Source organism: Williamsia sp. 1138, from assembly GCF_002095435.2.
Classification (GTDB): Bacteria; Actinomycetota; Actinomycetes; order Mycobacteriales; family Mycobacteriaceae; genus Williamsia.
This window is the reverse complement of the sequence record NZ_MJEJ02000031.1, coordinates 86,537-112,760: the sequence shown is the minus strand read 5'-3', so window position 1 is coordinate 112,760 and position 26,224 is coordinate 86,537. Positions and strand designations below refer to the sequence as shown.

At 65.2% G+C, this 26,224-nt stretch carries 27 protein-coding genes; 16 read left to right on the top strand and 11 right to left on the bottom strand.

Annotated elements, in window-relative coordinates; genetic code table 11:
• Positions 1 to 102: 102 nt before the first annotated feature.
• Positions 103 to 1,323 (bottom strand): acetyl-CoA C-acetyltransferase, encoded by a 1,221-nt coding sequence (locus BH683_RS06015; protein ID WP_084834498.1) that lies wholly within the window; start codon positions 1,321 to 1,323, stop codon positions 103 to 105.
• 334 nt (positions 1,324 to 1,657) lie between these two features.
• Complete coding sequence (locus BH683_RS06010; RefSeq protein WP_084835356.1) at positions 1,658 to 2,341, bottom strand: TetR/AcrR family transcriptional regulator; 684 nt, start codon at positions 2,339 to 2,341, stop codon at positions 1,658 to 1,660.
• Between the two features lie 132 nt (positions 2,342 to 2,473).
• On the opposite strand from BH683_RS06010, the gene BH683_RS06005 reads away from it, so the two are divergent.
• On the top strand, positions 2,474 to 4,057 hold the full coding sequence (locus tag BH683_RS06005) for an MFS transporter (protein WP_246833211.1): 1,584 nt from the start codon (positions 2,474 to 2,476) through the stop codon (positions 4,055 to 4,057).
• 94 nt (positions 4,058 to 4,151) lie between these two features.
• On the opposite strand, the gene BH683_RS06000 is transcribed toward BH683_RS06005, so the two are convergent.
• The 6 genes from BH683_RS06000 to BH683_RS05975 all read right to left on the bottom strand — a co-directional run bounded on the left by BH683_RS06000 (position 4,152) and on the right by BH683_RS05975 (position 10,433).
• The gene (locus tag BH683_RS06000; RefSeq protein WP_084835354.1) at positions 4,152 to 4,874 is read right to left on the bottom strand and encodes a sirohydrochlorin chelatase; all 723 of its coding nucleotides are present in this window, start codon (positions 4,872 to 4,874) and stop codon (positions 4,152 to 4,154) included.
• Positions 4,871 to 6,166 (bottom strand): GTP-binding protein, encoded by a 1,296-nt coding sequence (locus BH683_RS05995; protein WP_084835353.1) that lies wholly within the window; start codon positions 6,164 to 6,166, stop codon positions 4,871 to 4,873. The genes BH683_RS06000 and BH683_RS05995 overlap by 4 nt, the downstream gene beginning before the upstream one ends.
• Positions 6,166 to 7,104, bottom strand: a complete 939-nt coding sequence (cysD, locus tag BH683_RS05990; protein WP_084835369.1) for a sulfate adenylyltransferase subunit CysD — start codon at positions 7,102 to 7,104, stop codon at positions 6,166 to 6,168. The genes BH683_RS05995 and cysD overlap by 1 nt, the downstream gene beginning before the upstream one ends.
• On the bottom strand, positions 7,101 to 7,832 hold the full coding sequence (locus tag BH683_RS05985) for a phosphoadenylyl-sulfate reductase (protein WP_084835352.1): 732 nt from the start codon (positions 7,830 to 7,832) through the stop codon (positions 7,101 to 7,103). The genes cysD and BH683_RS05985 overlap by 4 nt, the downstream gene beginning before the upstream one ends.
• Positions 7,829 to 9,529: a nitrite/sulfite reductase gene (locus BH683_RS05980; RefSeq protein ID WP_094647277.1), complete on the bottom strand. Its 1,701-nt coding sequence runs from the start codon at positions 9,527 to 9,529 to the stop codon at positions 7,829 to 7,831. Before BH683_RS05980 ends, BH683_RS05985 begins: the two co-directional genes overlap by 4 nt.
• Positions 9,530 to 9,875: 346 nt before the next feature.
• Positions 9,876 to 10,433 carry a potassium channel family protein gene (locus tag BH683_RS05975; RefSeq protein WP_084835350.1) on the bottom strand — a complete coding sequence of 186 codons (558 nt, stop codon included), beginning with the start codon at positions 10,431 to 10,433 and terminating at the stop codon, positions 9,876 to 9,878.
• 72 nt (positions 10,434 to 10,505) lie between these two features.
• Between BH683_RS05975 and hemW the strand changes: the two genes are divergently transcribed.
• Positions 10,506 to 11,678 (top strand): radical SAM family heme chaperone HemW, encoded by a 1,173-nt coding sequence (gene hemW, locus BH683_RS05970; RefSeq protein ID WP_084835349.1) that lies wholly within the window; start codon positions 10,506 to 10,508, stop codon positions 11,676 to 11,678.
• On the opposite strand, the gene BH683_RS05965 is transcribed toward hemW, so the two are convergent.
• Positions 11,590 to 12,027, bottom strand: a complete 438-nt coding sequence (locus tag BH683_RS05965) for a type II toxin-antitoxin system VapB family antitoxin (RefSeq protein WP_246833210.1) — start codon at positions 12,025 to 12,027, stop codon at positions 11,590 to 11,592. The genes hemW and BH683_RS05965 overlap by 89 nt on opposite strands.
• A 68-nt stretch (positions 12,028 to 12,095) precedes the next feature.
• Here BH683_RS05965 and hrcA point away from each other — a divergent pair, with 68 nt between their 5' ends.
• The 13 genes from hrcA (at position 12,096) to BH683_RS05900 (ending at position 23,859) form a co-directional block, all read left to right on the top strand.
• Entirely contained in the window at positions 12,096 to 13,130 is a 1,035-nt protein-coding gene (gene hrcA / locus BH683_RS05960; RefSeq protein WP_084835348.1) for a heat-inducible transcriptional repressor HrcA, read from the top strand.
• 69 nt (positions 13,131 to 13,199) lie between these two features.
• The gene (gene dnaJ, locus BH683_RS05955) at positions 13,200 to 14,354 is read left to right on the top strand and encodes a molecular chaperone DnaJ (RefSeq protein WP_084835347.1); all 1,155 of its coding nucleotides are present in this window, start codon (positions 13,200 to 13,202) and stop codon (positions 14,352 to 14,354) included.
• A 9-nt stretch (positions 14,355 to 14,363) separates the two neighbouring features.
• Positions 14,364 to 15,137, top strand: coding sequence for a 16S rRNA (uracil(1498)-N(3))-methyltransferase (locus BH683_RS05950; protein WP_084835346.1), 774 nt, complete (start codon positions 14,364 to 14,366; stop codon positions 15,135 to 15,137).
• Positions 15,134 to 15,916 carry an alpha/beta hydrolase gene (locus BH683_RS05945; protein ID WP_084835368.1) on the top strand — a complete coding sequence of 261 codons (783 nt, stop codon included), beginning with the start codon at positions 15,134 to 15,136 and terminating at the stop codon, positions 15,914 to 15,916. The genes BH683_RS05950 and BH683_RS05945 overlap by 4 nt, the downstream gene beginning before the upstream one ends.
• 127 nt (positions 15,917 to 16,043) lie before the next feature.
• Positions 16,044 to 17,057, top strand: a complete 1,014-nt coding sequence (locus tag BH683_RS05940) for a PhoH family protein (RefSeq protein ID WP_094647275.1) — start codon at positions 16,044 to 16,046, stop codon at positions 17,055 to 17,057.
• 28 nt (positions 17,058 to 17,085) lie between these two features.
• Positions 17,086 to 17,640, top strand: a complete 555-nt coding sequence (gene ybeY / locus BH683_RS05935) for an rRNA maturation RNase YbeY (protein ID WP_084835367.1) — start codon at positions 17,086 to 17,088, stop codon at positions 17,638 to 17,640.
• A 6-nt stretch (positions 17,641 to 17,646) separates the two neighbouring features.
• Positions 17,647 to 19,131 carry a hemolysin family protein gene (locus BH683_RS05930; RefSeq protein ID WP_084835344.1) on the top strand — a complete coding sequence of 495 codons (1,485 nt, stop codon included), beginning with the start codon at positions 17,647 to 17,649 and terminating at the stop codon, positions 19,129 to 19,131.
• A complete protein-coding gene (locus tag BH683_RS05925; protein WP_084835343.1) occupies positions 19,128 to 19,454 on the top strand; it encodes a cytidine deaminase in 327 nt (108 codons plus the stop codon). Before BH683_RS05930 ends, BH683_RS05925 begins: the two co-directional genes overlap by 4 nt.
• Positions 19,451 to 20,365, top strand: coding sequence for a GTPase Era (gene era / locus BH683_RS05920; RefSeq protein ID WP_084835342.1), 915 nt, complete (start codon positions 19,451 to 19,453; stop codon positions 20,363 to 20,365). Before BH683_RS05925 ends, era begins: the two co-directional genes overlap by 4 nt.
• Positions 20,366 to 20,417: 52 nt before the next feature.
• Entirely contained in the window at positions 20,418 to 21,797 is a 1,380-nt protein-coding gene (locus BH683_RS05915) for a DUF3533 domain-containing protein (RefSeq protein WP_084835341.1), read from the top strand.
• A 50-nt stretch (positions 21,798 to 21,847) separates the two neighbouring features.
• Positions 21,848 to 22,675 (top strand): DNA repair protein RecO, encoded by an 828-nt coding sequence (gene recO / locus BH683_RS05910; RefSeq protein WP_084835340.1) that lies wholly within the window; start codon positions 21,848 to 21,850, stop codon positions 22,673 to 22,675.
• The gene (locus BH683_RS05905) at positions 22,641 to 23,462 is read left to right on the top strand and encodes an isoprenyl transferase (protein WP_210405167.1); all 822 of its coding nucleotides are present in this window, start codon (positions 22,641 to 22,643) and stop codon (positions 23,460 to 23,462) included. The genes recO and BH683_RS05905 overlap by 35 nt, the downstream gene beginning before the upstream one ends.
• The gene (locus tag BH683_RS05900) at positions 23,455 to 23,859 is read left to right on the top strand and encodes a hypothetical protein (RefSeq protein ID WP_246833209.1); all 405 of its coding nucleotides are present in this window, start codon (positions 23,455 to 23,457) and stop codon (positions 23,857 to 23,859) included. Before BH683_RS05905 ends, BH683_RS05900 begins: the two co-directional genes overlap by 8 nt.
• A 29-nt stretch (positions 23,860 to 23,888) precedes the next feature.
• On the opposite strand, the gene BH683_RS05895 is transcribed toward BH683_RS05900, so the two are convergent.
• Both BH683_RS05895 and BH683_RS05890 read right to left on the bottom strand, forming a co-directional pair.
• The gene (locus tag BH683_RS05895; RefSeq protein WP_084835338.1) at positions 23,889 to 24,302 is read right to left on the bottom strand and encodes a Fur family transcriptional regulator; all 414 of its coding nucleotides are present in this window, start codon (positions 24,300 to 24,302) and stop codon (positions 23,889 to 23,891) included.
• On the bottom strand, positions 24,299 to 24,655 hold the full coding sequence (locus BH683_RS05890) for a metalloregulator ArsR/SmtB family transcription factor (protein ID WP_246833208.1): 357 nt from the start codon (positions 24,653 to 24,655) through the stop codon (positions 24,299 to 24,301). Before BH683_RS05890 ends, BH683_RS05895 begins: the two co-directional genes overlap by 4 nt.
• A 151-nt stretch (positions 24,656 to 24,806) precedes the next feature.
• On the opposite strand from BH683_RS05890, the gene BH683_RS05885 reads away from it, so the two are divergent.
• Positions 24,807 to 26,195, top strand: coding sequence for a glycine--tRNA ligase (locus BH683_RS05885; protein WP_084835336.1), 1,389 nt, complete (start codon positions 24,807 to 24,809; stop codon positions 26,193 to 26,195).
• Positions 26,196 to 26,224: the final 29 nt, after the last annotated feature.

Genomic DNA, 26,224 nt, shown 5'->3' with positions numbered 1-26,224 from the left:
GTCGAGATCCTGCGCCTGCTGAGTTACTTCAACTCGGACTAGCGATTCCACCAAAAGAGCCCGCGACCATCTGGTCGCGGGCTCTTTTGATTGGGGTCAGGTTCAGCTCAGGCGCTCGAGCACCATGGCCATGCCCTGACCGCCACCGACGCACATGGTTTCGACGCCGAGGGTCTTGTCCTGGGTGGTGAGGTTGTTGAGCAGCGTTGCGGTGATGCGGGCTCCGGTCATGCCGAACGGGTGGCCCAGGGCGATAGCGCCGCCGGAGATGTTGAGTTTGTCGTGGTCGATGCCGAGTTCGTTGGCTGATCCGAGGACCTGGACGGCGAAGGCTTCGTTGATCTCGAACAGGTCGATGTCGGCGATGGACAGGCCGGCGTATTTGAGGGCTTTGCGGACGGCTTCGATGGGGCCCAGGCCCATGATCTCGGGGGACAGGCCGGTCGCGGCGGTGGCCACGATACGTGCCAGCGGGGTGAGTCCGAGGGCTTTGGCTTTGGTGTCGCTCATGATGACCAGTGCGGCAGCGCCGTCGTTGAGGGGGCAGGCGTTGCCGGCGGTGACGGTGCCGTCGGGGCGGAAGACTGGTTTGAGTTGGCTGATCTTGTCGTAGGTGGTGCCTGCGCGGGGGCCGTCGTCGGTGTCGACGACAGTGCCGTCGGCCAGGGTGATCGGTTCGATCTCACGGGCGAAGAAGCCTGATTTGATGGCCTCTTCGGCGCGGTTCTGGCTGCGCACGCCCCAGTGGTCCTGGTCTTCGCGGGAGATGCCGGTGAAGGAGGCGACGTTTTCGGCGGTTTCGCCCATGGGGATGTAGACGTCGGGGAGCAGGCCCTGCTCGCGGGGGTCGGACCACGTGCCGGCGCCGCCTTCGGCGGCCTTGGCGGTGCGGGCCATGGCGTCGGCGAACAGTGGGTTCTTGGTGTTGGGCCAGCCGTCGGCGTTGCCGGTTCCGAAGCTGGAGACGGATTCGACGCCGCCGGAGATGAAGACGTCGCCTTCGCCGGCGCGGATGGCGTGCATGGCCATGCGGGTGGTCTGCAGTGACGAAGAACAGTAGCGGTTGACGGTGACGCCGGGGACGTGGTCGAGGCCGACCTGGACGGCGACGGAGCGGGCGATGTTGAAGCCGGCTTGGCCGCCGGGCTGTCCGGACCCGAGGTGGAGGTCGTCGATGTCGGCGCGGTCGAGTTCGGGGATCTTGTTCAGCACGGCTTCGACCATCTGACGGGCCAATTCGTCCGGACGGACATCTTTGAGTGAGCCCTTACCGGCTCGGCCGATCGGTGAGCGGGCGGTGGCGACGATGACGGCCTCTGGCATGAAAACTCCCTTGAACTGAGGCGATATCACCTCTGCTGACTGCGGGCTCTGAAAAGTGCCCGACTTTCACGAATCCTACCAAGCGCTTGCTTGGCTCGTAGTCATGCCCGGACCCTTTGGGTGACGGTAGAGCTGACCCAAGATTCCAGCGATCTGTCTCACTGCTCTTCTAATATCCGCCAAAAATCGCGCGACCAGCTGGCCCCTTGGGCATCGCCGTCTATGGGACACATGGGGCACCGTTCATGAGGTAGATATGGGGTGCAAATCTTGGATCGCGCGTTGGCTCGTAGTCGTTCGTCCGAGCTCATCCTCCACCATGAACCACCTCGCACTACTGCTGTGACCACCACAGCATGGCTCGGTCGGCGCTTGATTCGGCGCGAGCGCGTTCGTCGCCCATACCGACGAAGTGGTTGACAGCCATGGGCCGCAGCACCATGGACACGGGATCGGCGAAGTGGTCGAAGTGGCCGGCCATCTCGAGGGTGACGAAACCGTGTACTGCGCTCCATAGTTCGGCCGCGATCTGGTTGCTGTCGGTGACCGAGACCCGTCCGGACTGCAGCAATCTTTCGCAGGCGTCGGCGAGTACGGCGTATGCGACGGCGAATCCGCGTGCTGTGTTCTGGACGGGGGATTCGACGTATCGATAGGTACCTCGCGTCGACAACCCGAACATCATGTCGTAGAGGTGGGCGTTGCTTTGCGCCATGCTGCGTGTGGACAGGGCCATGGCGTACAACTGCACCCCGGGGTCCGGATCGGCCTGGGCTGCGGCCGTCAGGACGGCCGCCAGCTCTGAGTATCCTTGCGCCACTACGTTTTGCAGTAACTCCTTCAGTCCACCGAAGTGGTGGTAGACGGCGATGGTGGAGACCCCGGCGGCATCGGTGATGGTCCGGACCTTGAGTTGCTCGGGGCCGGACTCGGCCAGCAGGGTGACGGTCGAGCGGATGAGGCGTTCGCGCACTGTTTGGCCTGCTGCTGGTTCCTGTTGCTCCTGTGCGCCTGCCACCAGGTCATGGTTTCACACTGCCGGTGAAGCGCCTCTTGCTGAGGTATCACGACGTTGGAGGCGGCGCGAAACAACCTGACGCCGTGCTATAACTTCATTATGCTAATGTTTCGCCGGTCGACAACCGGGTCCGTGAACAAGACTGCTGTGCTCATCACGCTCTGTATGGCGGTATTCGTCGTGAACGTCTCGACGACGATCATCAATATCGCGCTGCCGACGCTGGCCACCGAGATCGGGGCGTCGACACGGGATCTGCTGTGGATTGTCGACGCATTCAACTTGGCGTTCGCGGCTCTGGTGCTGGCAGGCGGTTCGCTGAGCGACCGCTTCGGCCGCCGGCCGATGCTGCTCATCGGACTCGGCGTGTTCTTGATCGCGTCGGTGGGAGGGGCGCTGAGCAGCGGTTCCACGGGACTCATCGCGTGGCGCGCGGTGGCAGGCGTTGCAGCAGCGATGGTGTATCCGGTGACCCTGTCGATCCTGGCCAACGTGTTCACCGACCGCTCAGAGCGAGTCAAAGCGCTGGGCCTGTGGGGCGCTGCCACGGGCCTGTCCGTCGCGGTGGGACCGGTGGTCGGTGGCGCGCTGCTCGAATCGTTTTGGTGGGGTTCGATTCTCGTGTTCAACGGCGCGGCCGCAGCGGTGACGCTGCTGTTCGCATTGCGGTTCGTGCCCGATTCCCGCGACCCGGCGACCCCGCCGCTGGACTATGTGGGGCTGGTGTTGTCGACCGTTGCGCTCGGGACCCTGGTCTACTCCATCATCGAGGCGCCTGATCGCGGGTGGGGGTCAATCCCAACGCTGGTCGGGTTCGCGGTCGCCGCACTGGTCATGATCGTGTTCGTGCTGCACGAGATTCGCGTGGAGCACCCGATGCTCGACGTGCGACTGTTCACGAACCTGCGCTTCACCGCCGCGAGTGGTGCAGTCACGAGTGCATTCTTCGCGCTCTTCGGCTTCATCTTCCTGGTGACGCAGTACTTTCAGTCCGTCCGTGACTATGGGGCGCTCGAAACCGGCATACGGATGTTGCCCGTCGCCGGGTCGATCGCGGTCGCATCGATCCTCGGTCCGCGCCTAGCGGTGTTCATCGGCTCGAAGGTGGTTGTCGCGTTGGGTCTGGTGTCGCTCAGCGCGGCCTTCGGGTGGGCGTCGACGCTGTCCGTCGACACCGGATATTGGAGCATCGTCGGACAGATGGTGTTACTCGGTGCGGGTATCGGACTGACGAGTACGCCTGCAACGGAAGCGATCATGGGTGTCGTGTCGCCGGAGAAGGCAGGCATGGGCTCGGCGGTGAACGATGCCACCCGCGAACTGGGTGGAACTTTGGGAGTGGCGGTCATCGGGTCGGTGGCGCTGTCGGTGTATCGCGACCACCTGCACACCGAGTCACTTCCCGAGCAGCTGCAGGAACCGGCGCGCGAGTCGGTGGGAGCGGCACTTGCTGCGTCGGACCAGGCCGCCGCGATGCTCGGCCAACTCGGCGCCGACGTGGGGGCGCGCCTCGCCGACACCGCACGCCTGAGTTTTGTTGACGGCTTCACCACCGGTTGCGTGGTCGCGGGAGTGGTGACAGCCGTCGCGGCGGTGCTCACCCTGATCTATCTGCCCGCTCATCCCACCGCCCCGAACGACCCTGATCTCAACGATACGAGCCCGGCAACGACAACCGAGAAGTCAATGGCCAAGGCGGCGGACGCCACCGAGTGAACTTCCGCGACCTCCAGGCGCTGACCGGCGTGCACAGTATCTTTCGCGATCGGACGCATCAGTCCGACGGACCCGCGTAGAAAAGGGCGTTCTGTCAGACCACGGCGTGAACAGCCGCGCGGTAGCGGTCGCACACGACATCCACCAGCTGCGGATGTGCGCCAAGGGGACCGGCGATCTGTGCCCCCGGGGCGAGCGCATCGACGGCGGCGTCGACGCGTTCGGTCAACAGGCCTGCCGACAAAAAGTACGGGCTCACGACGATGCGCCGTGCCCCACCGCGCCGCAAGCGGCGAACGGCTGCGCGCAGGTTGCCGTTGTCCGCGCCCAATCGGGTGGCGAAGACTGTCTGCACAAGCGGATTGCCCAGTGCAGCAGCGAGTTCGGCTGCGCGTTGGTGGACTCCGCCGTCCGCGGCGTCATCACTCGAGCCCACGGCGGTGAAGAGCACCCCATCGGTGGGCCGCAGTCCGACCTCATCGAGTCGGTCGGCCAAGGCGCCGATCAGGCGGGGGTCGCTACCCAGCGTCGGCGTCTGTCGGACGCTGATCGCCGGGTTCGCCCTGCAGGCCTGATCGATGATCGCAGGCAGGTCGACCTTGCTGTGGAACGCGGCCGACAGCAATAGGGGAGCTACCACGACGTCGCCTTCGCAATCGGCGAGCACCTGATGCACCGTCGGGCTGTTGAGGTCCAGATATGCCAGGCGCACGTCGACGCCGGCGAGTTGCTCACCGACCGCCGTCGCGATGCGCTCGACGGTCACCGCGAACCGCGGATCACGGCTCCCGTGAGCGGCGAGGACAAGTGTTGTCACACAAGTTCTTTCAGGTGCAGCGACGACAGTGCATCACCCACGAGTCCGGCCCCGAGGGTGTTGCCGCCCTGCGGATCGATCAGCAGGAAGCTACCGGTCTCACGATTGGTGTTGTAATCGTCAGCGCTGACCGGTTGCGCGGTCTGGACCGAGATGCGGCCGATCTGGTTCAGCTCCAACGCGTCCGGCGCGTCACGCAGCACCAGTTCCTGCTCGTCGAACAAGACCTCGAGTCCTCCGACGATGGCTTGCGTGGTGCGGGCGCCGTGCTTCAGCAGCAGCCGTGCACCGGGGCGCAGCGGCTTGTCGCCGAGCCAGCAGACGGTGGCACTGAACTGTGAGATCGGTTCGGGCGCATCGGCGACCGCTGCGATCACGTCGCCGCGGGAGACATCGACGTCATCGGCGAGGACCACGGTGATGCTGCGGCCGGTGTGTGCCGACTGCAGAGATCCGTCAGCGGTGTCGATGCGCTCGACCGTGGTGTGCGTACCCGAGGGCAATACGACGACCTCGTCGCCGACGGTGACCCGGCCGGCAGCGACCTGACCGGCGTAACCGCGGTAGTCCGGGTACTCGGCGGTGCGGGGACGGATCACGTACTGGACGGGGAAGCGGAAGCCGACCGGCTTGCGATCTTCGCTGGCCGGAACCGATTCGAGGTGTTCGATGAGTGTTGGACCGTCGTAGAACGGGGTGTTCTCGGAGCGGATCGCGACGTTGTCACCGTGCAGAGCGGACACCGGGATGGACACGACCCGGTCGGCACTCCACCCGAGCGAGGTGGTCATGTCGGTGAACTCGGTACGGATCTCGCCGAAGACCTTCTCGGGATCATCGACGAGGTCGATCTTGTTGACCGCGAGCACGAGACGCGGGACGCCGAGCAACGCCATCACCGCGGCGTGGCGACGGGTCTGGGAGATGACACCCTTACGTGCGTCGACGAGCAGGATCACCAGCCCGGCGGTCGATGCCCCCGAGACGGTGTTGCGGGTGTACTGCACGTGTCCGGGAGTGTCGGCGAGTACGAAAGACCTTGTCGGCGTAGCGAAGTACCGGTAGGCGACGTCGATGGTGATGCCCTGTTCACGCTCGGCGCGCAGGCCGTCGACCAGAAGAGACAGGTCAGGCTGATCCAGCCCCCGGTCGACGGAGGCACGGGTGACCGCGTCGATCTGGTCGGCGAGCACAGACTTGGTGTCGTAGAGCAGCCGACCCACCAGGGTGGACTTGCCGTCGTCGACGCTGCCCGCAGTGGCCAGACGCAGTAGATCCGGAGCATGATTCATCAGAAATAGCCTTCGCGTTTACGGTCTTCCATGGCAGCCTCGGACACCCGGTCGTCGCCGCGGGTGGCGCCGCGCTCGGTCAGGCGGGATGCGGCGACCTCGGCCAGCACCATCTCGTTGTCGATGGCATCGGACAGCACGGCTCCGGTGGTCGATCCGTCGCCCACGGTGCGGTAACGCACCGAAAGGGTCTTCAGCTCTTCGCCTTCGGCGGGACCACCCCAGGGGCCGGGGGTCATCCACATACCGTCGCGCGAGTAGACGGGCCGCTCATGCGCGTAGTAGATGGAGGGAAGGAGCACCTGTTCGCGGGCGATGTACCGCCACACGTCGAGCTCGGTCCAGTTCGACAGCGGGAAGACGCGGACATGCTCGCCCGGTGCGTGCTTGCCGTTGTAGAGGTTCCACAGTTCGGGCCGCTGACGTTTGGGGTCCCACTGGCCGAACGCGTTGCGTAGGGAGAAGATCCGCTCCTTGGCGCGAGAGCGTTCCTCGTCGCGGCGGGCACCACCGAACACCGCATCGAAACGGTTCTCGGTGATCCCGTCGAGAAGAGGCACGGTCTGCAACGGATTGCGGATGCCGTCGGGACGTTCCGACAAACGCCCGTCGGCGAGGTAGTCCTCGACCTTCGCGACATGTAGCCGTAGGTTGTGGCGCTCGACGACGGCGTCGCGGAACTCCAGCACCTCGGGCAGGTTGTGTCCGGTGTCGACGTGCAGCAAGGCGAAGGGCAGTGGCGCGGGCCAGAACGCCTTCAGCGCCACGTGCAGCAGCACGGTGGAGTCCTTACCGCCCGAGAAGAGGATCACGGGGCGCTCGAACTCGCCGGCGACCTCGCGGAAGATGTGGATGGCCTCGGACTCGAGTGCGTCGAGGGTGGTGAACTCGTCGTCTGTGTCCACCGGCAGCAGATCGGTGCTCTGTTCAACGGTCATGAGGCGTGCAACCCGCATTCTGTTTTGGCAAGACCGGCCCAACGGCCGCTTCGAGGATCGGCGCCTTCCACCGGCTTGCTGGTGCACGGCGCGCAGCCGATGGAGGGGTAGCCCTCATCGACAAGGGGATTGACCAGGACGCCGTTGGCGTCGATGTACTCCTGGAACTGCTCGTCCGACCACGCCGCGAGCGGATTGATCTTCACCAGTCCGAAGGCGTCGTCGAAGGAGATCAGCGGTGCGTTGGCGCGGGTGGGCGACTCCACCCGGCGGATACCGCTGACCCAGGCCTGGTAGCCGGACAGCTCACGCTTGAGCGGCACCACCTTACGCAGGCGGCAGCACTCTCCGGGATTGGTGGCGAACAGATTGCGACCGACGGTGGCATCCTGTTGCGCGACAGACTGTTCGGCTTTCGCGTTCACGATCTCGACGCCGTAGACATGCTCGACGGCGTCGCGCGTGCCGAGGGTTTCGGCGAAGTGATATCCCGTGTCGAGGAACAGCACCTTGAGCTTGTCCCCTCCGAGTTGCTCGGAGTCGATCGCCGCGGCCGCGACGTCGATGAGCACGGCATCCTGCATGTTCGACGCGACGATGAAGTCGCTGCCGAACGTGTCGGCGGTCCACCGCAACAGATCCTGCGCCGATGCGTCCGGCCCGAGTTGAGCCGCACCCTGTTCGGCCAGGTCACGCAATTTCGCCTCGTCGCGAATAGCGGTACTCATCGCAATTCCTCCTCATCGGCGCGAACCGCCCATTCGGCAAACCGTTCGCCTTCGTTCCGTTCTTTGATGAAGTTCCGGACCACGCGGTCCATGTAGTCGCCGATCTCGCCCGAGAGCACCTTGTGCTGGCGCAACTTTCGGCCGAAAGCCGAGTCTTGTCCGAGGCTGCCACCGAGGTGGACCTGGAAGCCGTCGACGGTATTGCCGTCGCCGTCCTCGACCAACATCCCTTTGAAGCCGATGTCGGCGATCTGTGCGCGGGCACACGAGTTGGGGCAGCCGTTGATGTTCACGGTGATCGGCACGTCGAGTTGCTCGTTGACGTCGGCAAGCCGCTTCTCGAGCTCGGGCACCAATACCTGCGACCGCTTACGGGTCTCGGTGAACGAGAGCTTGCAGAACTCGATCCCGGAGCAGGCCATCAGGTTCCGGCGCCACGGCGAGGGCCGGGCCTCGAGTCCGTGCGGGGCGATCTCCTCGATGAGCTGCTCGACCTTGTCGTCGGGAACGTCGAGGACAACCAGCTTCTGGTACGGGGTGAAGCGGATCCGATTCGAGCCCGCACGCTCGGCGGCGTCTGCCACCGCAGTCAGCTTCGTCCCGGAGACACGGCCTGCGATCGCGGCGAACCCGACGGAGTTCAGTCCGCTCTTGAGCTTCTGGACACCGATGTGATCGCGCGGCGCCGTCAGCGGGATCGGGGCGGGACCGTCGACCAGTTTGCGGCCGAGGTACTCGTCTTCGAGCACCTGACGGAACTTCTCGATGCCCCAGTCCTTGATCAGGAACTTCAGGCGCGCCTTGGTGCGCAACCGGCGGTAACCGTAGTCGCGGAAGACCGAAACGACGGCCTCCCACACGTCGGGGACCTCATCGAGGGGGATCCAGGCGCCGACCCGTTGCGCGAGCATCGGGTTGGTCGACAATCCGCCGCCGACCCAGAGATCCAGGCCCGGACCATGTTCGGGGTGGTTGACACCGATGAAGGCGACGTCGTTGATCTCGTGCGCAACGTCCTGCAGCCCGGAGATCGCCGTCTTGAACTTGCGGGGGAGATTGGAGTACTTCGGGTCGCCGATGTACCGGCGGACGATCTCGTCGATCGCGGGGGTGGGGTCGAGGACCTCGTCGGTGGCTTCTCCGGCCAGCGGTGAGCCGAGGATGATGCGGGGGCAGTCGCCGCACGCCTCGGTGGTCTTGAGCCCGACGGCCTCTAGACGTTCGAAGATCTCGGGGACGTTCTCGATGTTGATCCAGTGGTACTGGACGTTCTCGCGATCGGACAGATCAGCGGTGTCGCGGGCGAACTCGGTGGACAGTTGCCCGACCGTGCGGAGCTGCTCGGTGCTCAGGGCGCCGCCGTCGCAGCGGACCCGCATCATGAAGTGCCGGGCCTCGAGGATGTCGAGGTTGTCGTCGCCGGTCCACGTGCCGTCGTAACCCTCGGCGCGCTGCGTGTAGAGCCCCCACCAGCGCATCCGGCCGCGCAGATCGCCCTTGTCGATGGAGTCGAAACCCTGCTTGGAGTAGATGTTCTCGATCCGGGCCCGGACGTTGAGCGGATTGTCGTCCTTCTTGGCCTGCTCGTTGGCGTTGAGCGGCTCGCGATATCCGAGAGCCCACTGCCCTTCTGCGCGCCGTTTCGCGGGTCGTGCGCGCTTGGCCGGTTTCCCGGGGGCGTCGGCAGTCGACGTCATGGATGCTCCTGTCTGGCGGACCCGGGGCAGCCGCGAACAAGTGCCGATGGCACCCGGGATCCTGCAAATGGATTTAAGGGGAGGGCGGAAGTCGTACGTGGTCAGACCTGCGCGAACCCGGGCTGCGGGTCGCTAAGGAACGTACGGACTAGTTAAGACACAGCGCGCTGCATGCGCGCTTGAGATCAATGTGCCGCCGCATCGCGAGCCACACCCCTTGAGAAGTCACGTCGCCCATAGTGCCACGGCCTCCCTTGATGCGTCTACTTGGGCTTAGTTCGACTCATGGCGAGTCGAAGTGCTTTGCCGGCTGGTCTTTGCATTTCCAACAACCACGCTGTGAGGCTCATTCCCCGGGCGGTGGAGTTTGTGACTTCTTGAGGTCGCGCCCCCACTTCACCGCGGCCAGGATGATCTTGATCCCTACGCCCACCACGATCAGGTTGAGCACCATCTGCACGGTCACCACCGCGCGCGACAGGTCGACCGAGGCGGTGATGTCGCCGAAACCGACGGTCGCGAACACCGAGATCGTGAAGTACAGCGAGCTCATCCGCGACAGCGGCTCATTGAACTGAGCCGGGTCGTTGATCGAGAGCATGTAGTACCCGAGGGAGAACGCGAGCAGGTAGATCGGCGCGATGATCGCCAATGCCTCGATGGCCTTGACCGCAGGCGTGGCCGACCGCATGATCTGACCGATCTGCCACACCGCGGTCAGCAGGGCAACCCCGAGAAACGCCACCACGATGGCCAATCCCGCCCAGTCGTCGAAGGACTTCCACGGCAGCGCGAAGTACGCCACGAGATACACGACGACCGTGGCGAGCGATCGCAGCGACGTCAGCACGAGAAGCCGCTTCGGCCATTCGATCTTCGTATTCGCCCCGCTGGACACTGTCATCACTGACCCCCGGTCGATCGCGGCCGGCGCATTTGGCGTTGCGAACGGCTCTGCTGGGATGATCGAACCACGATGTCGAACATTCTGATCCCGCGATCGCACACCGCGACGCCTCTCGGGCTCTACATTCACGTCCCGTTCTGCGCGACGCGCTGTGGATACTGCGACTTCAACACCTATACGGCCGGCGAACTCGGCTCGGCTGCGTCGACCGACCAGTGGCTGACCGCGCTCGACGGTGAGCTGGCCATGGCGGCGCGCCAATTGGTGCCCGTGCGTCCGGTGTCCACGATCTTCGTCGGCGGCGGCACCCCGTCGCTGCTGGGCGCCGAGGGGCTCGGCGAGGTCCTGACCTCGGTGCGGCGGTACTTCGACATCGCGCCGGGCGCCGAGATCACCACCGAATCGAATCCGGAGTCGACATCACCGGAGTTTTTCGAGGGGATCGCCGCGAGCGGTTTCACCCGCGTCTCCCTGGGAATGCAGTCGGCCGCGAGTCACGTGCTCAAGGTCCTCGACCGCACGCACACCCCGGGCCGGGCGGTGGCCGCGGCCCTCGAGGCACGTGCCGCAGGCATCGAGCACGTGAACCTCGATCTCATCTACGGAACGCCGGGGGAGCGGGACGAGGATCTCCGCGCATCACTCGATGCGGTCCTGGCGGCCGGAGTGGACCATGTGTCCGCCTACGCGCTGATCGTCGAGGACGGCACGGCGTTGGCCCGCAAGGTCCGCCGCGGCGAGCTACCGGCGCCGGACGACGACGTACTGGCCTCGCGCTACGAGATGATCGACGCAGCCCTCACCGCGGCCGGCATGCAGTGGTATGAGGTGTCGAACTGGGCCAGTGCCGCCGTTCCCGACGCTCTGTGCCGCCACAATCTCGGCTACTGGGACAGCGCGGACTGGTGGGGCGCGGGCCCGGGAGCGCATTCACATGTTGCCGGTATCCGCTGGTGGAATCACAAGCACCCGGCGAAATATGCCGCGGCGGTCGCAGCGGGCGAGCTACCGGTCGCCGGCACCGAAGAGTTGACCACAGACGATCAGCACACCGAACGCGTGATGCTGACCTTGCGCCGCTCCACCGGCCTGCCCTGGGATGAACTCGACGCCGCCGAGCAGGGGCGCGCCAGACAGACCATCGCCGATGGGCTCACCGAACTCGTCGGACAGTCCCTGGTTCTGTCCAGCCGTGGTCGTCTGCTCGCCGATGGGGTGGTTCGAAACCTGTTGGCGGGGTAGCGAAATCGTCGGCCGGAAGCGCCGGTGACGCGCTCTGTTGCGTGAGGGCGGACATGTTGTCGAGGTCGAGCAACCGGGCGTGGATGACGTGCCGGTTACGCAGCGCAGAACGGACGGCTCGGTGGAGACCGTCTTCGAGGTACATGTCGCCGTTCCAGCGCACCGCGTGCGCGAACAGGTCGCCGTAGAACGTCGAGTCCTCGGAGAGGAGCTTGTCCAGAGCCAGCACCGTGGTGACGGTGATCAGTTGGTCGAGTCGCAGTTGCCGCGGCGGGATCTTGGCCCAGTCGCGGATCGACAGCTGATGGTCCGGGTACGGCTTGCCATCGCGGACACCTTTGAAGATCACCGGTTCACCGTATCCGTTCGGGGTCGCCGTAGACTGGATCAACACTGAGGGTTGGAGGTGAACTGCTCATGTCGAGCACTGATGAACGTCGCTTCGAGGTCTTGCGCGCGATCGTCACCGATTACGTGGCGACCCAGGAGCCGATCGGATCGAAAGCTCTCGTAGAACGTCACCATCTCGGCGTGTCCAGTGCCACAGTCCGCAACGACATGGCGGTGCTCGAGGCCGAGGGATACATCACACAGCCGCACACGAGCTCGGGTCGGGTTCCCACCGACAAGGGGTATCGACTGTTCGTCGACCGGATCAGTGAGGTCAAGCCGATCTCGCAGGTCGAACGCCGGGCGATCCTCAGCTTCCTCGACTCCGGTGTCGATCTCGACGATGTCCTCCGCCGCTCGGTGCAACTGCTTGCGCAGCTGACCCGGCAGGTCGCCGTGATTCAGTATCCGGTGCTCTCGTCGTCGGCGGTGCGGCATCTCGAGGTCGTCGCGCTGACCCCGTCCCGGCTGCTCCTGGTGGTCATCACCGACACCGGGCGCGTCGAGCAACGCATGGTCGAATTGGGCGCTGACCTCGGCGACAACGACATCGCACGGTTGCGCGACATGTTCTCGGCAGCGCTGAACGGTCAGCGCCTCGAGGTCGCGTCGCACGCGGTGGCAGAGCTGGCGAACCAGGCTCCCGAAGACCTCCGGCAGCCGTTCATCCGGGTCGCGACCGTCTTGGTCGAGACGCTCGTCGAGCGGTCGGCCGACCGCCTCGTGCTCGGTGGCACCTCGAATCTGACCAGGGCCGCCGCGGACTTCGCGCCCATGGCCGGTGCGATGGGCTCGGTGCTCGAAGCCCTCGAGGAGCAGGTGGTGGTCCTCAAACTGTTGGCCGCCACCCAGAACTCCGGGACCGTCACGGTGCAGATCGGCGAGGAGACCCGCGAAGAGAACCTGCGGGGAACCGCGGTGGTTTCCACCGGGTACGGTGCCTCGGGAACAGTATTCGGTGGTCTCGGGGTACTCGGCCCGACCCGAATGGACTATCCGGGAACGATTGCCTCGGTCGCCGCCGTTGCCAGATATGTCGGCGAGGTCCTGGCCGACCGGTGACGTGCAGAGCCGCACGTACGCCGCAGAAACACAAAACGCTTACGAAGAGAGAACGGACAACACACCGCCGTGGCACGTGATTACTACGGGATTCTTGGGGTGGACAGGGGCGCGAGCGATCAGGAGATCAAACGCGCTTACCGCAAGCTCGCCCGCGAACTGCATCCCGACGTCAACCCTGACGAGTCTGCCCAGACCAGATTCCAGGATGTGTCGGCCGCATATGAGGTGCTGACAGACCCGGACAAACGCCGCATCGTCGACGCCGGCGGGGATCCGCTGGAATCGGCCGGCGCCGGCGGGTTCGGTGGGTTCGGCAACGGCGGTCGCACCGGCGGCCTCGGAGACGTCTTCGAGGCATTCTTCGGTGGGGCCGGCGGAGGCAGCAGAGGACCCCGGGGTCGTGTACAACCCGGCTCGGACGCGCTGCTGCGCATGAAGCTCGATCTCGACGAATGTGCCGCGGGCGTCAGCAAAGAGGTCCGCGTGGACACCGCGGTCCTGTGTGACGTGTGCACGGGTAAGGGAACCAACGGCAACAGCAAGCCGGTGACCTGCAGCACCTGTAAGGGTGCAGGCGAGATCCAATCGGTCCAGCGGTCGTTCCTCGGTCAGGTCATGACCTCGCGCCCGTGCCCGACCTGCAACGGTGCGGGTGAGACCATTCCGGATCCCTGCCACAAATGTGGTGGTGACGGACGCGTGCGGTCCGAGCGCACGCTGACGGTGAAGATCCCCGCCGGCGTCGGTGAAGGCATGCGGGTGCGCCTGGTCGGTCAGGGTGAGGTCGGCCCTGGTGGCGGTGCCGCCGGCGACCTCTACGTCGAGGTGGCGGAGAAACAGCACCCGGTCTTCGTCCGAGATGGTGACGACCTGCATTGCACGGTCCGGGTTCCCTTGGTCGACGCTGCGCTCGGCGGATCGATCGACATCGACACCATCCTCGGAGGGTCCACCAACGTCACGATCGACCCGGGCACGCAGCCCGGTCAGATCGCCAAGGTGCGTGGGCAGGGCATGCCGCATCTGCACACCGGGGTCCGAGGGGCGCTGCACGTGCATCTCGACGTTGTCGTGCCGACGCGCCTCGACGCCCAGCAGGTGGCGAAACTCAAGGAGTATCAGAAGCTCGCGGTCGGCGAACAGATCGAGTTGGTGACCGCAGGATCGTCCAACACCGGTGGACTGTTCTCGCGGCTGCGTAACGCCTTCGCCGGGCGCTGACCACTGTCGATGAGCCCACCGGTGTTCTGGGTCGACGCGGTTCCCGGTGCGGATTCATCGGTGCAACTGGACGGGGACGAGGGTCGGCACGCGGTGACGGTGACCAGACTCGTTGCGGGAGAACGGATCATCGTCTCCGACGGTGCCGGTACCGCTGGGCTTTGCGAAGTGGTCCACACCGCTGGGAAGAGCTCACTCGAGGCCAGGGTTCTCGAGGTCGTGGTGACCCCGATGCCGAAACCGGCCGTGACGATCGTGCAGGCACTGCCGAAGTCGGAGCGTTCAGAGCTGGCGGTCGAGCTCGCCACCGAGGCGGGTGTCGACGCGATCGTGCCGTGGCAGAGTGCGCGCTGTGTGTCGAAATGGGTTGGTCCCAAGGCAGATAAAGGCGTCGCCAAGTGGCAGCTCGCCGCCAGGGCGGCAGCCAAACAGAGCCGACGCGCCTACATCCCCGACATCTCACCGCTTGCCACCACCAAAGACGTTGCCGCGCGAGCGCACTCCGTGATCGGCGGCGGAGGTGTGGTCGCTGTCCTCCATGAGGCTGCGGCGACGAGTTTGTCCGCACTCCCATTGGCGACGGCGACCGAGATCATGCTGGTGATCGGACCGGAAGGTGGACTGGACGATTCGGAGATCGCAGCTCTGACCGCGGTCGGCGCGACCTCGGTCCTGCTCGGTCCCGAGGTGTTGCGTACCTCCAGTGCGGGGGCCGTGGCCCTGGGGGCGATCGGCGCACTGACATCCAGGTGGGACGTCGGGCCAGGCTGGCGGGCGCCGTGAAACGCATCAAAATCGCTTACGGCGAACGTAACTCGCAGTTCGGGCATCTCTACCTCCCGCCCGCCCCTGCTGACGGACCGGTGCCGCTCATCGTGTTGGTGCACGGCGGGTATTGGAGTACCGAGTTCGCCCTGACGATCGAGTCCGCCATCGCCAGGGACCTCGCCGACCGCGGGGCGGTCGTCTGGAACATCGAGTACCGCAGGGTGGGGGAGGACGGCGGCGGGTGGCCGCGCACCGGCAACGACGTGATCGCCGCACTCTCGGCCCTCGACGGGCCCGTCCGACATTCCCTGCCGGAGGACATCGCCGGCCGGGTGGCCTGGTCGGAGGTCAGCGTGATCGGTCATTCCGCAGGCGGGCAGCTGGCCGTCTGGGCGGTGTCCCGCTTGGGGGCGAAGACGAAGCGGGCCGCGGTCGGAACCGTCATCGCTCAGGCCGCGGCGCTGGACCTGTGCTTCGGTGATCGTCCGGCCAGGCCATCGCTGCGGGCACTCATGGGGGCCTCGATCGCGCAGGCGCCCCAGCTCTACGCCGACGCCTCACCGGTGGATCAGCCACCGTTTCCCGCCCACGTGGTGGCCATCCACGGTGACCTCGACACTTCTCTCCCGGTCGAGATCAGCCAGGACTATGTTCGCCGGGCATCGGCCGCCGGTCAGTCGGCGGAATTGATCATCGTCACTGGTGAGGGCCACGACGTGTTCGTCGATCCGCGCAGTCGGGGCCACCTCGAAACCGTCCGTGTACTCGGATTGCCGCGTCGGACGAAATATTGAGGCGAAACAGGGCGTTCGGTGGACGTAGAATCGTGACACATGCATCACTGGCAGAGCAGGAGAAGCAACTTTCGTGAGAGATGACAACAGCGCAACCCGGGCTGATCACAGCGCGGCCGGGACTCAGGTGCGCGGCGCGGTGACCACAACGCTCGAAGTGTCGCCCGATGTCATTTTCGGACTGCTCGGTGCCGGCGACAAGAACCTCCGAGAACTCGAGTCGCATCTCGTGGCCGACATCCACGTGCGCGGCAACGCGGTGAAGTTCACCGGCGAACCGGCTGATGTGGCGATCGCAGAGCGGGTCGTGTCCGAACTGGTGTCTGTGGTCCGTCGCGGTACAGAGCTGAACCCCGATCTCGTGCGGCACAGCGTCCGCATGCTCACCGACGGCTCCGGGGAGTCTCCGGCCGAGGTGCTGAGCCTGGACATCCTGTCCCGGCGCGGTAAGACCATTCGGCCCAAGACGCTCAACCAGAAGCACTACGTCGACGCCATCGACAAGAACACGATCGTGTTCGGAATGGGACCGGCGGGCACCGGTAAGACCTATCTCGCAATGGCGAAGGCCGTGCAGTCGTTGCAGAAGAAAGAGGTCAGCCGCATCATCCTGACCCGGCCGGCCGTGGAGGCGGGCGAGCGCCTCGGATTCCTGCCCGGCACCCTGCACGACAAAATCGACCCCTATCTGCGGCCGCTCCACGATGCCCTGCACGACATGATGGACCCGGAGGCGATCCCGAAGCTGATGGAGGCCGGTGTCATCGAGGTCGCCCCGCTGGCCTACATGCGTGGCCGCACCCTCAACGACGCTTTCATCATCCTCGACGAGGCGCAGAACACGACCGCCGAGCAGATGAAGATGTTCCTCACCAGGCTCGGATTCGGCTCGAAGATCGTCGTCACCGGCGACGTCACCCAGGTCGACCTCCCCTCGGGCGGCTCGGAAAGTGGCTTGCGAGCCGCGGCGCGCATCCTCGAGGGCATCGAGGACATCCAGTTCTCGCAACTGACCAGTGCCGACGTGGTGCGGCACCGCCTGGTCGCCGACATCGTCGACGCGTACGGCAGGGAAGAGGCCACCAACGAGCTGCACGGCAATCGCGCCCAGCGGCGTGCCGGCGGTGGACGCGGCCGATGAGTATCCCTGCCGACGCCAGGAGGCTGCCTTGAGTATTGAGGTTTCCAACGAATCCGGTGTGGACGTGCCGGAGGAGATGTTGATCGACGTCGCGACCTTTGCCCTCGGTCGGATGGACGTACACCCGGCCGCGGAACTGTCGATGGTGCTCGTGGACAACGAGACCATGGCCGAACTCCACATGCGGTGGATGGACCTGCCCGGTCCGACCGACGTGATGAGTTTCCCGATGGACGAACTCAGTCCCGGCGGCCGTCCAGACACCGCCAGTCCCGGGCCGTCGATGCTCGGCGACATCGTGTTGTGTCCCGAGTTCGCGGCAGAGCAGGCCGCGACGGCGCGGCACTCGACAGATCACGAGCTGTCGGTGCTGACCGTGCACGGCGTCCTGCATCTGCTGGGTTTCGATCACGCCGAACCCGAAGAGGAGAAGGCGATGTTCGGCCTGCAGGGGCAGATCATCGAGGACTGGTACGACGACCGTCGCGCCCGCGCCCGCGCCGCACGGATGGCGGAAAAAGACGCAAAACTGCTGCACAGTACTGGTTTCGGAGAGAACAACCCGGACGCCGGGGAGAGCTGATCAACCGTGCTGTCTGACGTGTTACCACTGCTTGCCGCAGTGGCGCTCGTGCCTATCGGCGGGCTGTTCGCCGCCATCGACAACGCCTTGATGACCGTGTCGCCCGCTCGCGTCGACGACCTCATCAAGGACGGCAGGCCGGGTGCGCGCAGACTGCGCGAAGTGCTCTCCGACCGGCCGAAATATGTGGCGCTGACGGTCCTGTTACGCATCGGATGTGAAACGGCAGCAACGGTATTCGCAGCGGTGTACGCGATGGGGGTGCTCGGATCGCCCTGGGGGATCGTGGTGGCGATAGCCGCGATGGCGGTGGTCAGCTACGTGATCATCGGCGTGGGTCCGCGCACTCTCGGCAGTCAGCACGCGTATTCGATCGCGGTGAACTCCGCAGCGGTGCTGCAGGCGATCGGCGTGCTGCTGACGCCGTTGACCCGGTTGCTCATCATGATCGGTAACGCGGTGACGCCGGGTAAGGGGTTTCGCAACGGACCGTTCGCCACCGAAGTGGAGCTCCGCGAGGTGGTCGACATGGCCGAACTCACCGGTGTGGTCGCTGCAGGTGAACGACGAATGATCCAGTCGGTGTTCGACCTCGGCGACACCAGCGCTCGGGAGGTGATGGTGCCCCGCGGCGAGATGGTTTGGATCGAGGCGGACAAGACGGCCGCACAGGCGACCTCGCTCGCGGTGCGCTCCGGCCATTCGCGATTGCCGGTGATCGGTGAGAACCCGGACGACGTCCTCGGCGTCGTCTACCTCAAAGACCTCGTCGAGCGTGGGTTGCCGCCGGCGAAGCCGAGCGCTGTCGAGGTACGCGAATTGATGCGTGAGCCCGAGTTCATCCCGGACTCCAAACCGCTCGACAAGGTGCTCGCCGACATGCAGCGCACCCGAAACCACATGGCGTTGCTGGTGGACGAATACGGCGGCATCGCCGGACTGGTGACCATCGAGGATGTGCTGGAAGAGATCGTCGGCGAGATCAACGACGAGTACGACACCGACGAGGTTCCGCCCATCGAGGCACTCGACGACGAATCCGGTGGCTATCGGGTGTCGTCGCGCCTCCCGATCGATGACCTGGCCGAGTTGTTCGACGTCGAGATCGACGAAGACGAGGTCGAGACGGTCGGGGGCCTGTTCGGCCTGGTGCTGGGCCGGGTGCCGCTGCCCGGCGCGACTGTCACCCTGCACGGACTGCAACTGCTGGCCGAAGGCGGCCCCAATCGCCAAGGGCGGGTGCGCATCACGTCGGTCATCGTGCACAAGGTGGTCGAGAAGGAACAAGAGAAGAAGAAGAAACGCAAGAAGAAGCGCGAGGAGCGTGCCGACGAAGCCGCGGCCGCGAAGGCCGATGCCGACGCTGCGGACGATGAGGAATCGAGCAGCCCGGACGAGCATGAAGACTCCGCGGCGCCGGCGAGTTCCGATCAGCCGGACACCACCGGGACAGCCGAACGAACCACGCACTTACACGAGGAAGCGTCATGAGCACCGAAACAGCCGCACCAGAGCTCGATGACGAGGACCGAAAGCTGTTGACGCTTGCCAAGGGCGCGATGGGTCGCGCCGAGGCGAAGACCGGCGCCGCGGTGCGCGACACCGACGGCCGGACTTACGCTGCGGGCCCGGTGTCGCTGGCCGCGCTCGATCTGTCCGCCCTGCAGGTGGCCGTGGCGATGGCCGTCTCGAGCGGGGCCCCCGGTTTCGAAGCCGCGGTGCTGGTGGGAACTGCGGAAGACGCCGGCGATCCGGGCCTGGCCGCGCTCACCGAGGTCAGCGCCGACGCCTACGCGGTCATGGTCGCCGTATGAGCGACAACGAGTTCCGGTCAGGTTTCGTGTGTTTCGTCGGCAGGCCCAACACGGGCAAGTCGACGCTGACCAACGCACTGGTGGGCGAGAAGATCGCGATCACCTCGAGTCGCCCGCAGACGACCCGGCACACGATCCGCGGCATCGTCAATCGCGATGACACCCAATTGATACTGGTCGACACCCCGGGTCTGCACCGACCCCGGACCCTGCTGGGCAAGCGACTCAACGACCTGGTGCGGGACACGTACTCGGAGGTCGACGCGATCGGGCTCTGCATCCCGGCCGACGAGAAGATCGGCCCCGGGGACCGCTGGATCGCCGAGCAGCTCAAAGAGATGGCGCCCAAGACCCCGATTGTCGGGCTCGTCACCAAGATCGACAAGGTGAAGCCGGAGCGCATCGCGCAGCAGCTGATGGCGATCTCGGCCCTGCTCGGACCGGACGCGGAGGTGGTGCCGGTCTCTGCAGTCAAAGGCAAGCAACTCGACGTCGTCGTGGATGTGCTCCGCAGCCTGATGGAACCGGGCCCGGCGTTCTACCCGGACGGCGAACTCACCGACGAGCCCGAAGAGACGTTGATGGCGGAGTTCATCCGGGAAGCGGCACTCGAGGGCATCCATGACGAGTTGCCGCATTCTCTGGCCGTGGTCATCGAAGAGGTCATCGAGCGCGAGCGCGACGACAACCAGACCCCGATGATCGATGTCCACGCGATTCTCTACGTCGAGCGCAGCAGTCAGAAGGGCATCATCATCGGCAAGCACGGTGCCAGGCTCAAAGAGGTTGGCACCGTTGCCCGCAAGCAGATCGAGAAGGTGCTGGGCGCGAGGGTCTATCTCGATCTCCACGTGAAGATCGCCAAGGACTGGCAACGCGATCCGAAGCAGATGGGCAAGCTCGGTTTCTGAATCCGGCGGGGCGTAGTACAGGGCCGATATCGGCAGGGTTCAATATCTCAGTATGGGAGATCCTGAGCGGGGCGCGACACAGCACAAACACGAACGGCCGCCGGGTGCCCTGGATCTTGGTGTCCAGGCGGCGCTGCGGTCGTGGAAGCTGTGGATTCTGCCGTTGGCAGTCGTCATCGGTGTGATGGGACTGCTCGGCGCGATGTATATGGCACCCGTCGTCAATCCACAAGAGCACCTGACCGACTATCCGATCGTGATCGTCAACGACGACGTCGGGGCGCCGCAACCCGGTGGCGGTGCGGAGCAGAACCTCGGCGCCCAGCTGATCGACGGTTTCACGAGCAGCGTCGAGAAGCAGTATCCCGGGAAGTTCGACCTCGAGGTGGTCGACCGGAACACCGCACTGACCCGCCTGGACAACGCGCAGGCCTACGGCGCCATGATGATTCCGAGCGACTTCAGCGCGTCGAGCTTCGCCTTCCTCGGGTCTGCCATCGGCAACGACAAGGTCCCTCAACCGGTGATCGAGGTGCTGACCAATCCAGGGGTCGGTGCCATCGCGAACGAGATCACCGCGACCTTCTTCACCCAGGCGATGCCGCAGTTGAACGAACAGTTCGGGCAGCAGCTGACGGCGGCACTCACCGCGCAGACCGACGCGGCGGGCGTGACGATCACCGGGGCGGGTCTGACGGCCATCGGGAACCCCATCGACGTGCAGGTCAGCGCGGCCAATCCGCTGCCCGACAACGCCGGTAGCGGTCTGACTGCCTTCTACTACGCCCTGCTGCTGATCCTGGCGGGTTTCACCGGCACCATGATCATCCAGACCATCATCGACGGGCGACTCGGATTCGGCCCCATCGAGTTGGGCCCCGTCTACGAACTCAGAAAGCGCATACCCATCTCCAGGCTGGGGACGCTGGTGGTCAAGTGGTGGACCGTCTTCCTGGTCGCGTTGATCATGTCGGCGCTTTTCGTGGGCATCTGTACGTGGGTGGGCATGTACACCCCGAACAAGATGGCCTTGTGGATGTTCGGTGTCCTGGTCATCACCGCGGTCGGGGTGATGGCGACGTCGATCATCGCGATCTTCGGCAGTGCCGGGCTGATCATCAATCTCGTGTTCTTCGTGATCCTCGGCCTGCCGACCTCCGGTGGCACCGTGCCGCTGGAAGCCGAGGCCGGATTCTTCCGCGGACTGGCGGTGATCGAACCGCTACATCAGGCATTCATGGGTGCGCGCTCGATTCTCTTCTTCGACGCCAACGCCGCCGCAGGCCTGGGCGACGCCCTGATCATGTTCTCGATCTTCCTGGTGGTCGGGCTGGTGATCGGTCCGATCGCCTGCATCTTCTACGACCGCAAAGGGCTGATCCGGCGGCCACCGGAGCCGGTCGCAGCGCCGGCCCACGCCGCGGACGCCTGAGGACGCATGTCGCGGACCACTTCGTCGGTGGTCGGTGGAAGAATGACCCGGTGAGGTTGTATCGGGATGAGGGTGTCGTGCTTCGCCAGCACAAGCTGGGGGAGGCCGACCGCATCATCACGCTCTTGACCAAGGAGCACGGACTCGTCCGCGCGGTCGCCAAAGGTGTGCGGCGTACGCGCTCGAAGTTCGGGGCGCGCCTCGAACCGTTCGCCCACGTCGACGTCCTGCTACATCCGGGCCGCAACCTCGACATCGTCACGCAGGTCTACAGCCTCGACACCTTCGCCTCTGCCATCGTGTCCGACTATGGCCGATACACCACGGCCTGCGCGATCCTGGAAACCGCGGAGCGGCTTGCCGGTGAAGAACGGGCCCCGGCCGCCCGACTCCAGCGGCTGACGGTCGGCGCCCTGCGCGCGGTCGCAGGCGGCGAACGTCCCAAAGAACTGGTCCTCGACGCCTTCCTGCTGCGGGCCATGGATTTCGCCGGCTGGATGCCTGCTCTGGAGAACTGCGCACGCTGTGGCGATCCGGGGCCTCACCGCGCTTTCCACGTCGCCGTCGGGGGAGCGGTGTGTGTGCATTGTCGGCCTCCCGGCGCGGCCACACCGTCACCCGGGGTCCTGGATCTGATGGATGCGCTCTACCGTGGCCAGTGGGAACACACCACCGAGGTGACCGAGTCTGCTCGTCGGCAGGCCAGCGGTCTCACCGCGGCGCATCTGCAGTGGCATCTGGAGCGCCAACTGCGCACGTTGCCGCTGATCGAGCGCGAGGCGCCGCACCGCGGTCTCACCTTCTCCGGTGTGAACGCCGACATCGGAAGGAAGGACGCACGTGATCCAGCGACGGCGCACCACGGCGCAGCGAGCTGAACCGGGGGTACGTCAGGTTCGGCCGCCCGATCCACATCCATCCGGTGCGCGTCCACCTGCCATCCCTGCCGAGTTCGTGCCCAAGCATGTCGCACTGGTGATGGACGGGAACGGTCGCTGGGCCACCGACCGGGGGCTACCCCGCACCGAGGGGCACAAACGCGGCGAGGCGGTCCTGATGGACGCCGTCTGCGGTTGCATCGAACTCGGGGTCGGGTGGCTGTCGGCCTATGCGTTCTCCACCGAGAACTGGAGTCGAAGCCCGGATGAGGTGAAGTTCCTGATGGGCTTCAACCGCGATGTCATCCGCCGTAGGCGAGACGAGATGAACGAGATGGGTGTCCGCGTCCGCTGGGCGGGCCGTCGGCCGAGACTGTGGCGCAGTGTCATCCGCGAACTCGAGGTTGCGGAAGAGCTCACGAAGGACAACACCGTGATGACCCTGACGATGTGCGTCAACTACGGCGGCAGAGCGGAGATCGCCGACGCGGCCAAGGAGATCGCTCGCCGGGCTGCTGCGGGCACCCTCGACCCCGAGCGGATCACCGAGGCGTCGTTCGCGCGCTACCTTGACGAACCCGACATGCCCGATGTCGACCTGTTCCTGCGTCCGTCGGGCGAGCAGCGCATATCCAACTTCCTGCTGTGGCAGTCCGCCTACGCCGAGATGGTGTACCAGCACAAGCTGTTTCCCGACTTCGATCGCCGCGACCTGTGGGATGCCTGCATCGAGTACGCCAGTCGCGACCGACGCTTCGGTGGAGTACCGGGGTCATCCGGTGGCTGATGTCGACGACGGACCAGGCCTGATCGCCCGCACGGCGGCGGTGCTGTCCCCACAGATGTCGGTACAGGCCGGCGAGGACGATTCGCTGACGGTGTACCACCAGGGCACCGTCGTCTCCATCCGTGCGCTGGCGCTCGCTCCCGGCCTCGAGGTGCTCTCGCTGACCCAGGTGCTGGCCTGGGATCTACCCGTCACCGAACAATTGCGATCCGACGTCGAGGTGGCCTCGAGCGCGTCGAACTTCGGGACCATCAAACTCGCGGTCAACGAGGTGACGGCGGATGTGCTATTGCACTACACATTTCCTGCCAGCACACTCAGCGACGAGGCCCTGGCCACGATGCTGCTGATGGTGCTCGGTGCTGGTGCCGATGTGGGTGTGAGCATCCGCGGCTAGCTGTGCCGGGACGGGCGAAATCAACGCCCTCAGGCGCAGGAGTTACAGCGCCCGAAAACCTCGACGGTGTGACTGATTTCGGTGAACCCGTGCTCGGCGGCGACGTCGATCGCCCATTTCTCCACCACATCCGCCTGGACTTCGACGGTGTTCCCGCAGAGGCGGCAGACCAGGTGGTGGTGATGATGTCCGGTGGAGCAGTGCCGATACAGGGACTCGCCGGAATCGGTGCGCAGTACGTCGACCTGGCCGGCATCGGCGAGAGCCTGCAGATTGCGGTAGACGGTGGTGAGCCCGATGGACTGTCCGGCAGCTTTGAGATTGTCGTGCAGGTCCTGCGCCGAGCGGAACTCGTCACTGCCCGAGAGTAATTCGGCGATCGCACTGCGCTGCCGGGTGGAACGTACCCCGGTCACCGGCCGCTGTTGCGTCCCCGAACTCATGACTTGGGCTCTTCGTTGGCGTGAGCTATGGCGTCGGTGACGATGTGGGCGAGGTGGTCGTCGACCAGCGTGTAGAGCACCTCACGACCTGAGCGCCTACCCTCGACGACACCTGCGGACTTCAGGACCCGAAGGTGCTGGCTGATCAGCGGCTGTGGCACCGACAGGGCCCCCACCAATTCGTGGACGCACCGCCCGCCGGTCAGCAGCTCCAGCACGATCGCGATCCGGACCGGAGCGGACAACGCCCGGAGGAGATCGCCTGCTGCGTCCAGGGCTTTCCTGTCGACGGCAGCCGATCCCGAGACATCGGTCGGCGGTTCGCTGTGGACTGGCTGTGTGGTCACGGGCACTCCAGAATGGGAACTGTTTGATCGAGCAGGCTGTTGGTAACCATTTTCATATGCGTTCGAAGCTATGTCAAACGCGTGGCCCGCGTGCCTGCTCGCGGGCAAGTGTCCGGCGGGCGCAAGGTGCGCCCGTGGGGACCGATAGGCTGGGTCCGTGGCAGGCAAAACCAATCTCGTGGATTCCGTGGTCAACCTCTCGAAGCGCCGGGGGTTGGTGTACCAGTGCGGCGAGATCTATGGCGGTACCAAATCGGCGTGGGACTACGGCCCCTTGGGCGTCGAACTCAAGGACAACATCAAGAAACAGTGGTGGCGCAACATGGTCACCTCGCGCGACGACGTCGTCGGACTCGACTCGTCGGTGATCCTGCCCCGTCAGGTGTGGGAGGCCTCCGGTCACGTCGAGACCTTCAGTGACCCCTTGGTGGAGTCGTTGCACACTCACAAGCGCTACCGCGCCGATCATCTGATCGAGGCGTACGAGAACAAGCACGGCCACCTCCCGCCCAACGGCCTGGCCGACATCAACGACCCCGACACCGGTCAGCCGGGCTCGTGGACGGAACCGCGCGCGTTCTCCGGTCTGCTGAAGACCTTCCTCGGCCCCGTCGACGACGAAGCCGGACTGCATTACCTGCGTCCCGAGACCGCGCAGGGCATCTTCATCAACTTCAAGAACGTGATGACGACGGCGCGCAAGAAGCCGCCGTTCGGCATCGGCCAGATCGGCAAGAGCTTCCGGAACGAGATCACCCCGGGCAACTTCATCTTCCGGACCCGTGAGTTCGAGCAGATGGAGATGGAGTTCTTCGTCAAGCCCGGCGACGACGAAGACTGGCACCAGTACTGGATCGACTACCGCCATCAGTGGTACGTCGACCTGGGAATCGACCCCGACAACCTGCGTCTCTTCGATCACCCGAAAGAGAAGCTCTCTCATTACTCCAAGCGCACGGTCGACGTGGAGTACCGGTTCGGATTCGCCGGTGGCGAGTGGGGCGAGCTCGAGGGCGTGGCGAATCGCACCGACTTCGACCTCAGTACTCATATGAAGCACTCCGGCGAGGATCTGTCCTTCTTCGATCAGGCGTCCGGCGAGAAGTACGTGCCGTACGTCATCGAACCGGCTGCGGGCCTGACCCGATCGTTGATGGCATTCCTGTGCGACGCATACACCGAGGAACAGGTTCCGAATGCCAAGGGCGGCACCGACTCCCGCACGGTCCTGAAGCTGGATCGACGGCTCTCGCCGGTCAAGGTCGCGGTCCTTCCGCTCTCTCGCAACGAGCAGCTGTCGCCGAAGGCAAAAGATCTGGCAGCGGAATTGCGAAAGTACTGGAACGTCGACTTCGACGACGCGCAGGGCATCGGCAAGCGGTATCGCCGCCAGGACGAGGTCGGTACCCCGTTCTGCGTGACCGTCGACTTCGACACCCTCGATGATCAGGCCGTCACCGTCCGCGAACGCGACACCATGACGCAGGAACGAGTGGCGCTCGACAAGGTCGTCGAATACCTCGCGCCGCGGCTGATCGGCTGCTGATCACCCACACCGTTGCCTATGATCGGACA

What these genes read in the sequence shown, in the direction of transcription:
- BH683_RS06015 (WP_084834498.1), bottom strand. Translation starts at nt 1,323, where the DNA reads ATGCCAGAGGCCGTCATCGTCGCCACCGCCCGCTCACCGATCGGCCGA.
- BH683_RS05995 (WP_084835353.1), bottom strand. Translation starts at nt 6,166, where the DNA reads ATGAATCATGCTCCGGATCTACTGCGTCTGGCCACTGCGGGCAGCGTC.
- cysD (WP_084835369.1), bottom strand. Translation starts at nt 7,104, where the DNA reads ATGACCGTTGAACAGAGCACCGATCTGCTGCCGGTGGACACAGACGAC.
- BH683_RS05985 (WP_084835352.1), bottom strand. Translation starts at nt 7,832, where the DNA reads ATGAGTACCGCTATTCGCGACGAGGCGAAATTGCGTGACCTGGCCGAA.
- BH683_RS05980 (WP_094647277.1), bottom strand. Translation starts at nt 9,529, where the DNA reads ATGACGTCGACTGCCGACGCCCCCGGGAAACCGGCCAAGCGCGCACGA.
- BH683_RS05975 (WP_084835350.1), bottom strand. Translation starts at nt 10,433, where the DNA reads ATGACAGTGTCCAGCGGGGCGAATACGAAGATCGAATGGCCGAAGCGG.
- hemW (WP_084835349.1), top strand. Translation starts at nt 10,506, where the DNA reads ATGTCGAACATTCTGATCCCGCGATCGCACACCGCGACGCCTCTCGGG.
- hrcA (WP_084835348.1), top strand. Translation starts at nt 12,096, where the DNA reads ATGTCGAGCACTGATGAACGTCGCTTCGAGGTCTTGCGCGCGATCGTC.
- BH683_RS05950 (WP_084835346.1), top strand. Translation starts at nt 14,364, where the DNA reads ATGAGCCCACCGGTGTTCTGGGTCGACGCGGTTCCCGGTGCGGATTCA.
- BH683_RS05925 (WP_084835343.1), top strand. Translation starts at nt 19,128, where the DNA reads ATGAGCACCGAAACAGCCGCACCAGAGCTCGATGACGAGGACCGAAAG.
- era (WP_084835342.1), top strand. Translation starts at nt 19,451, where the DNA reads ATGAGCGACAACGAGTTCCGGTCAGGTTTCGTGTGTTTCGTCGGCAGG.
- BH683_RS05915 (WP_084835341.1), top strand. Translation starts at nt 20,418, where the DNA reads ATGGGAGATCCTGAGCGGGGCGCGACACAGCACAAACACGAACGGCCG.
- BH683_RS05895 (WP_084835338.1), bottom strand. Translation starts at nt 24,302, where the DNA reads ATGAGTTCGGGGACGCAACAGCGGCCGGTGACCGGGGTACGTTCCACC.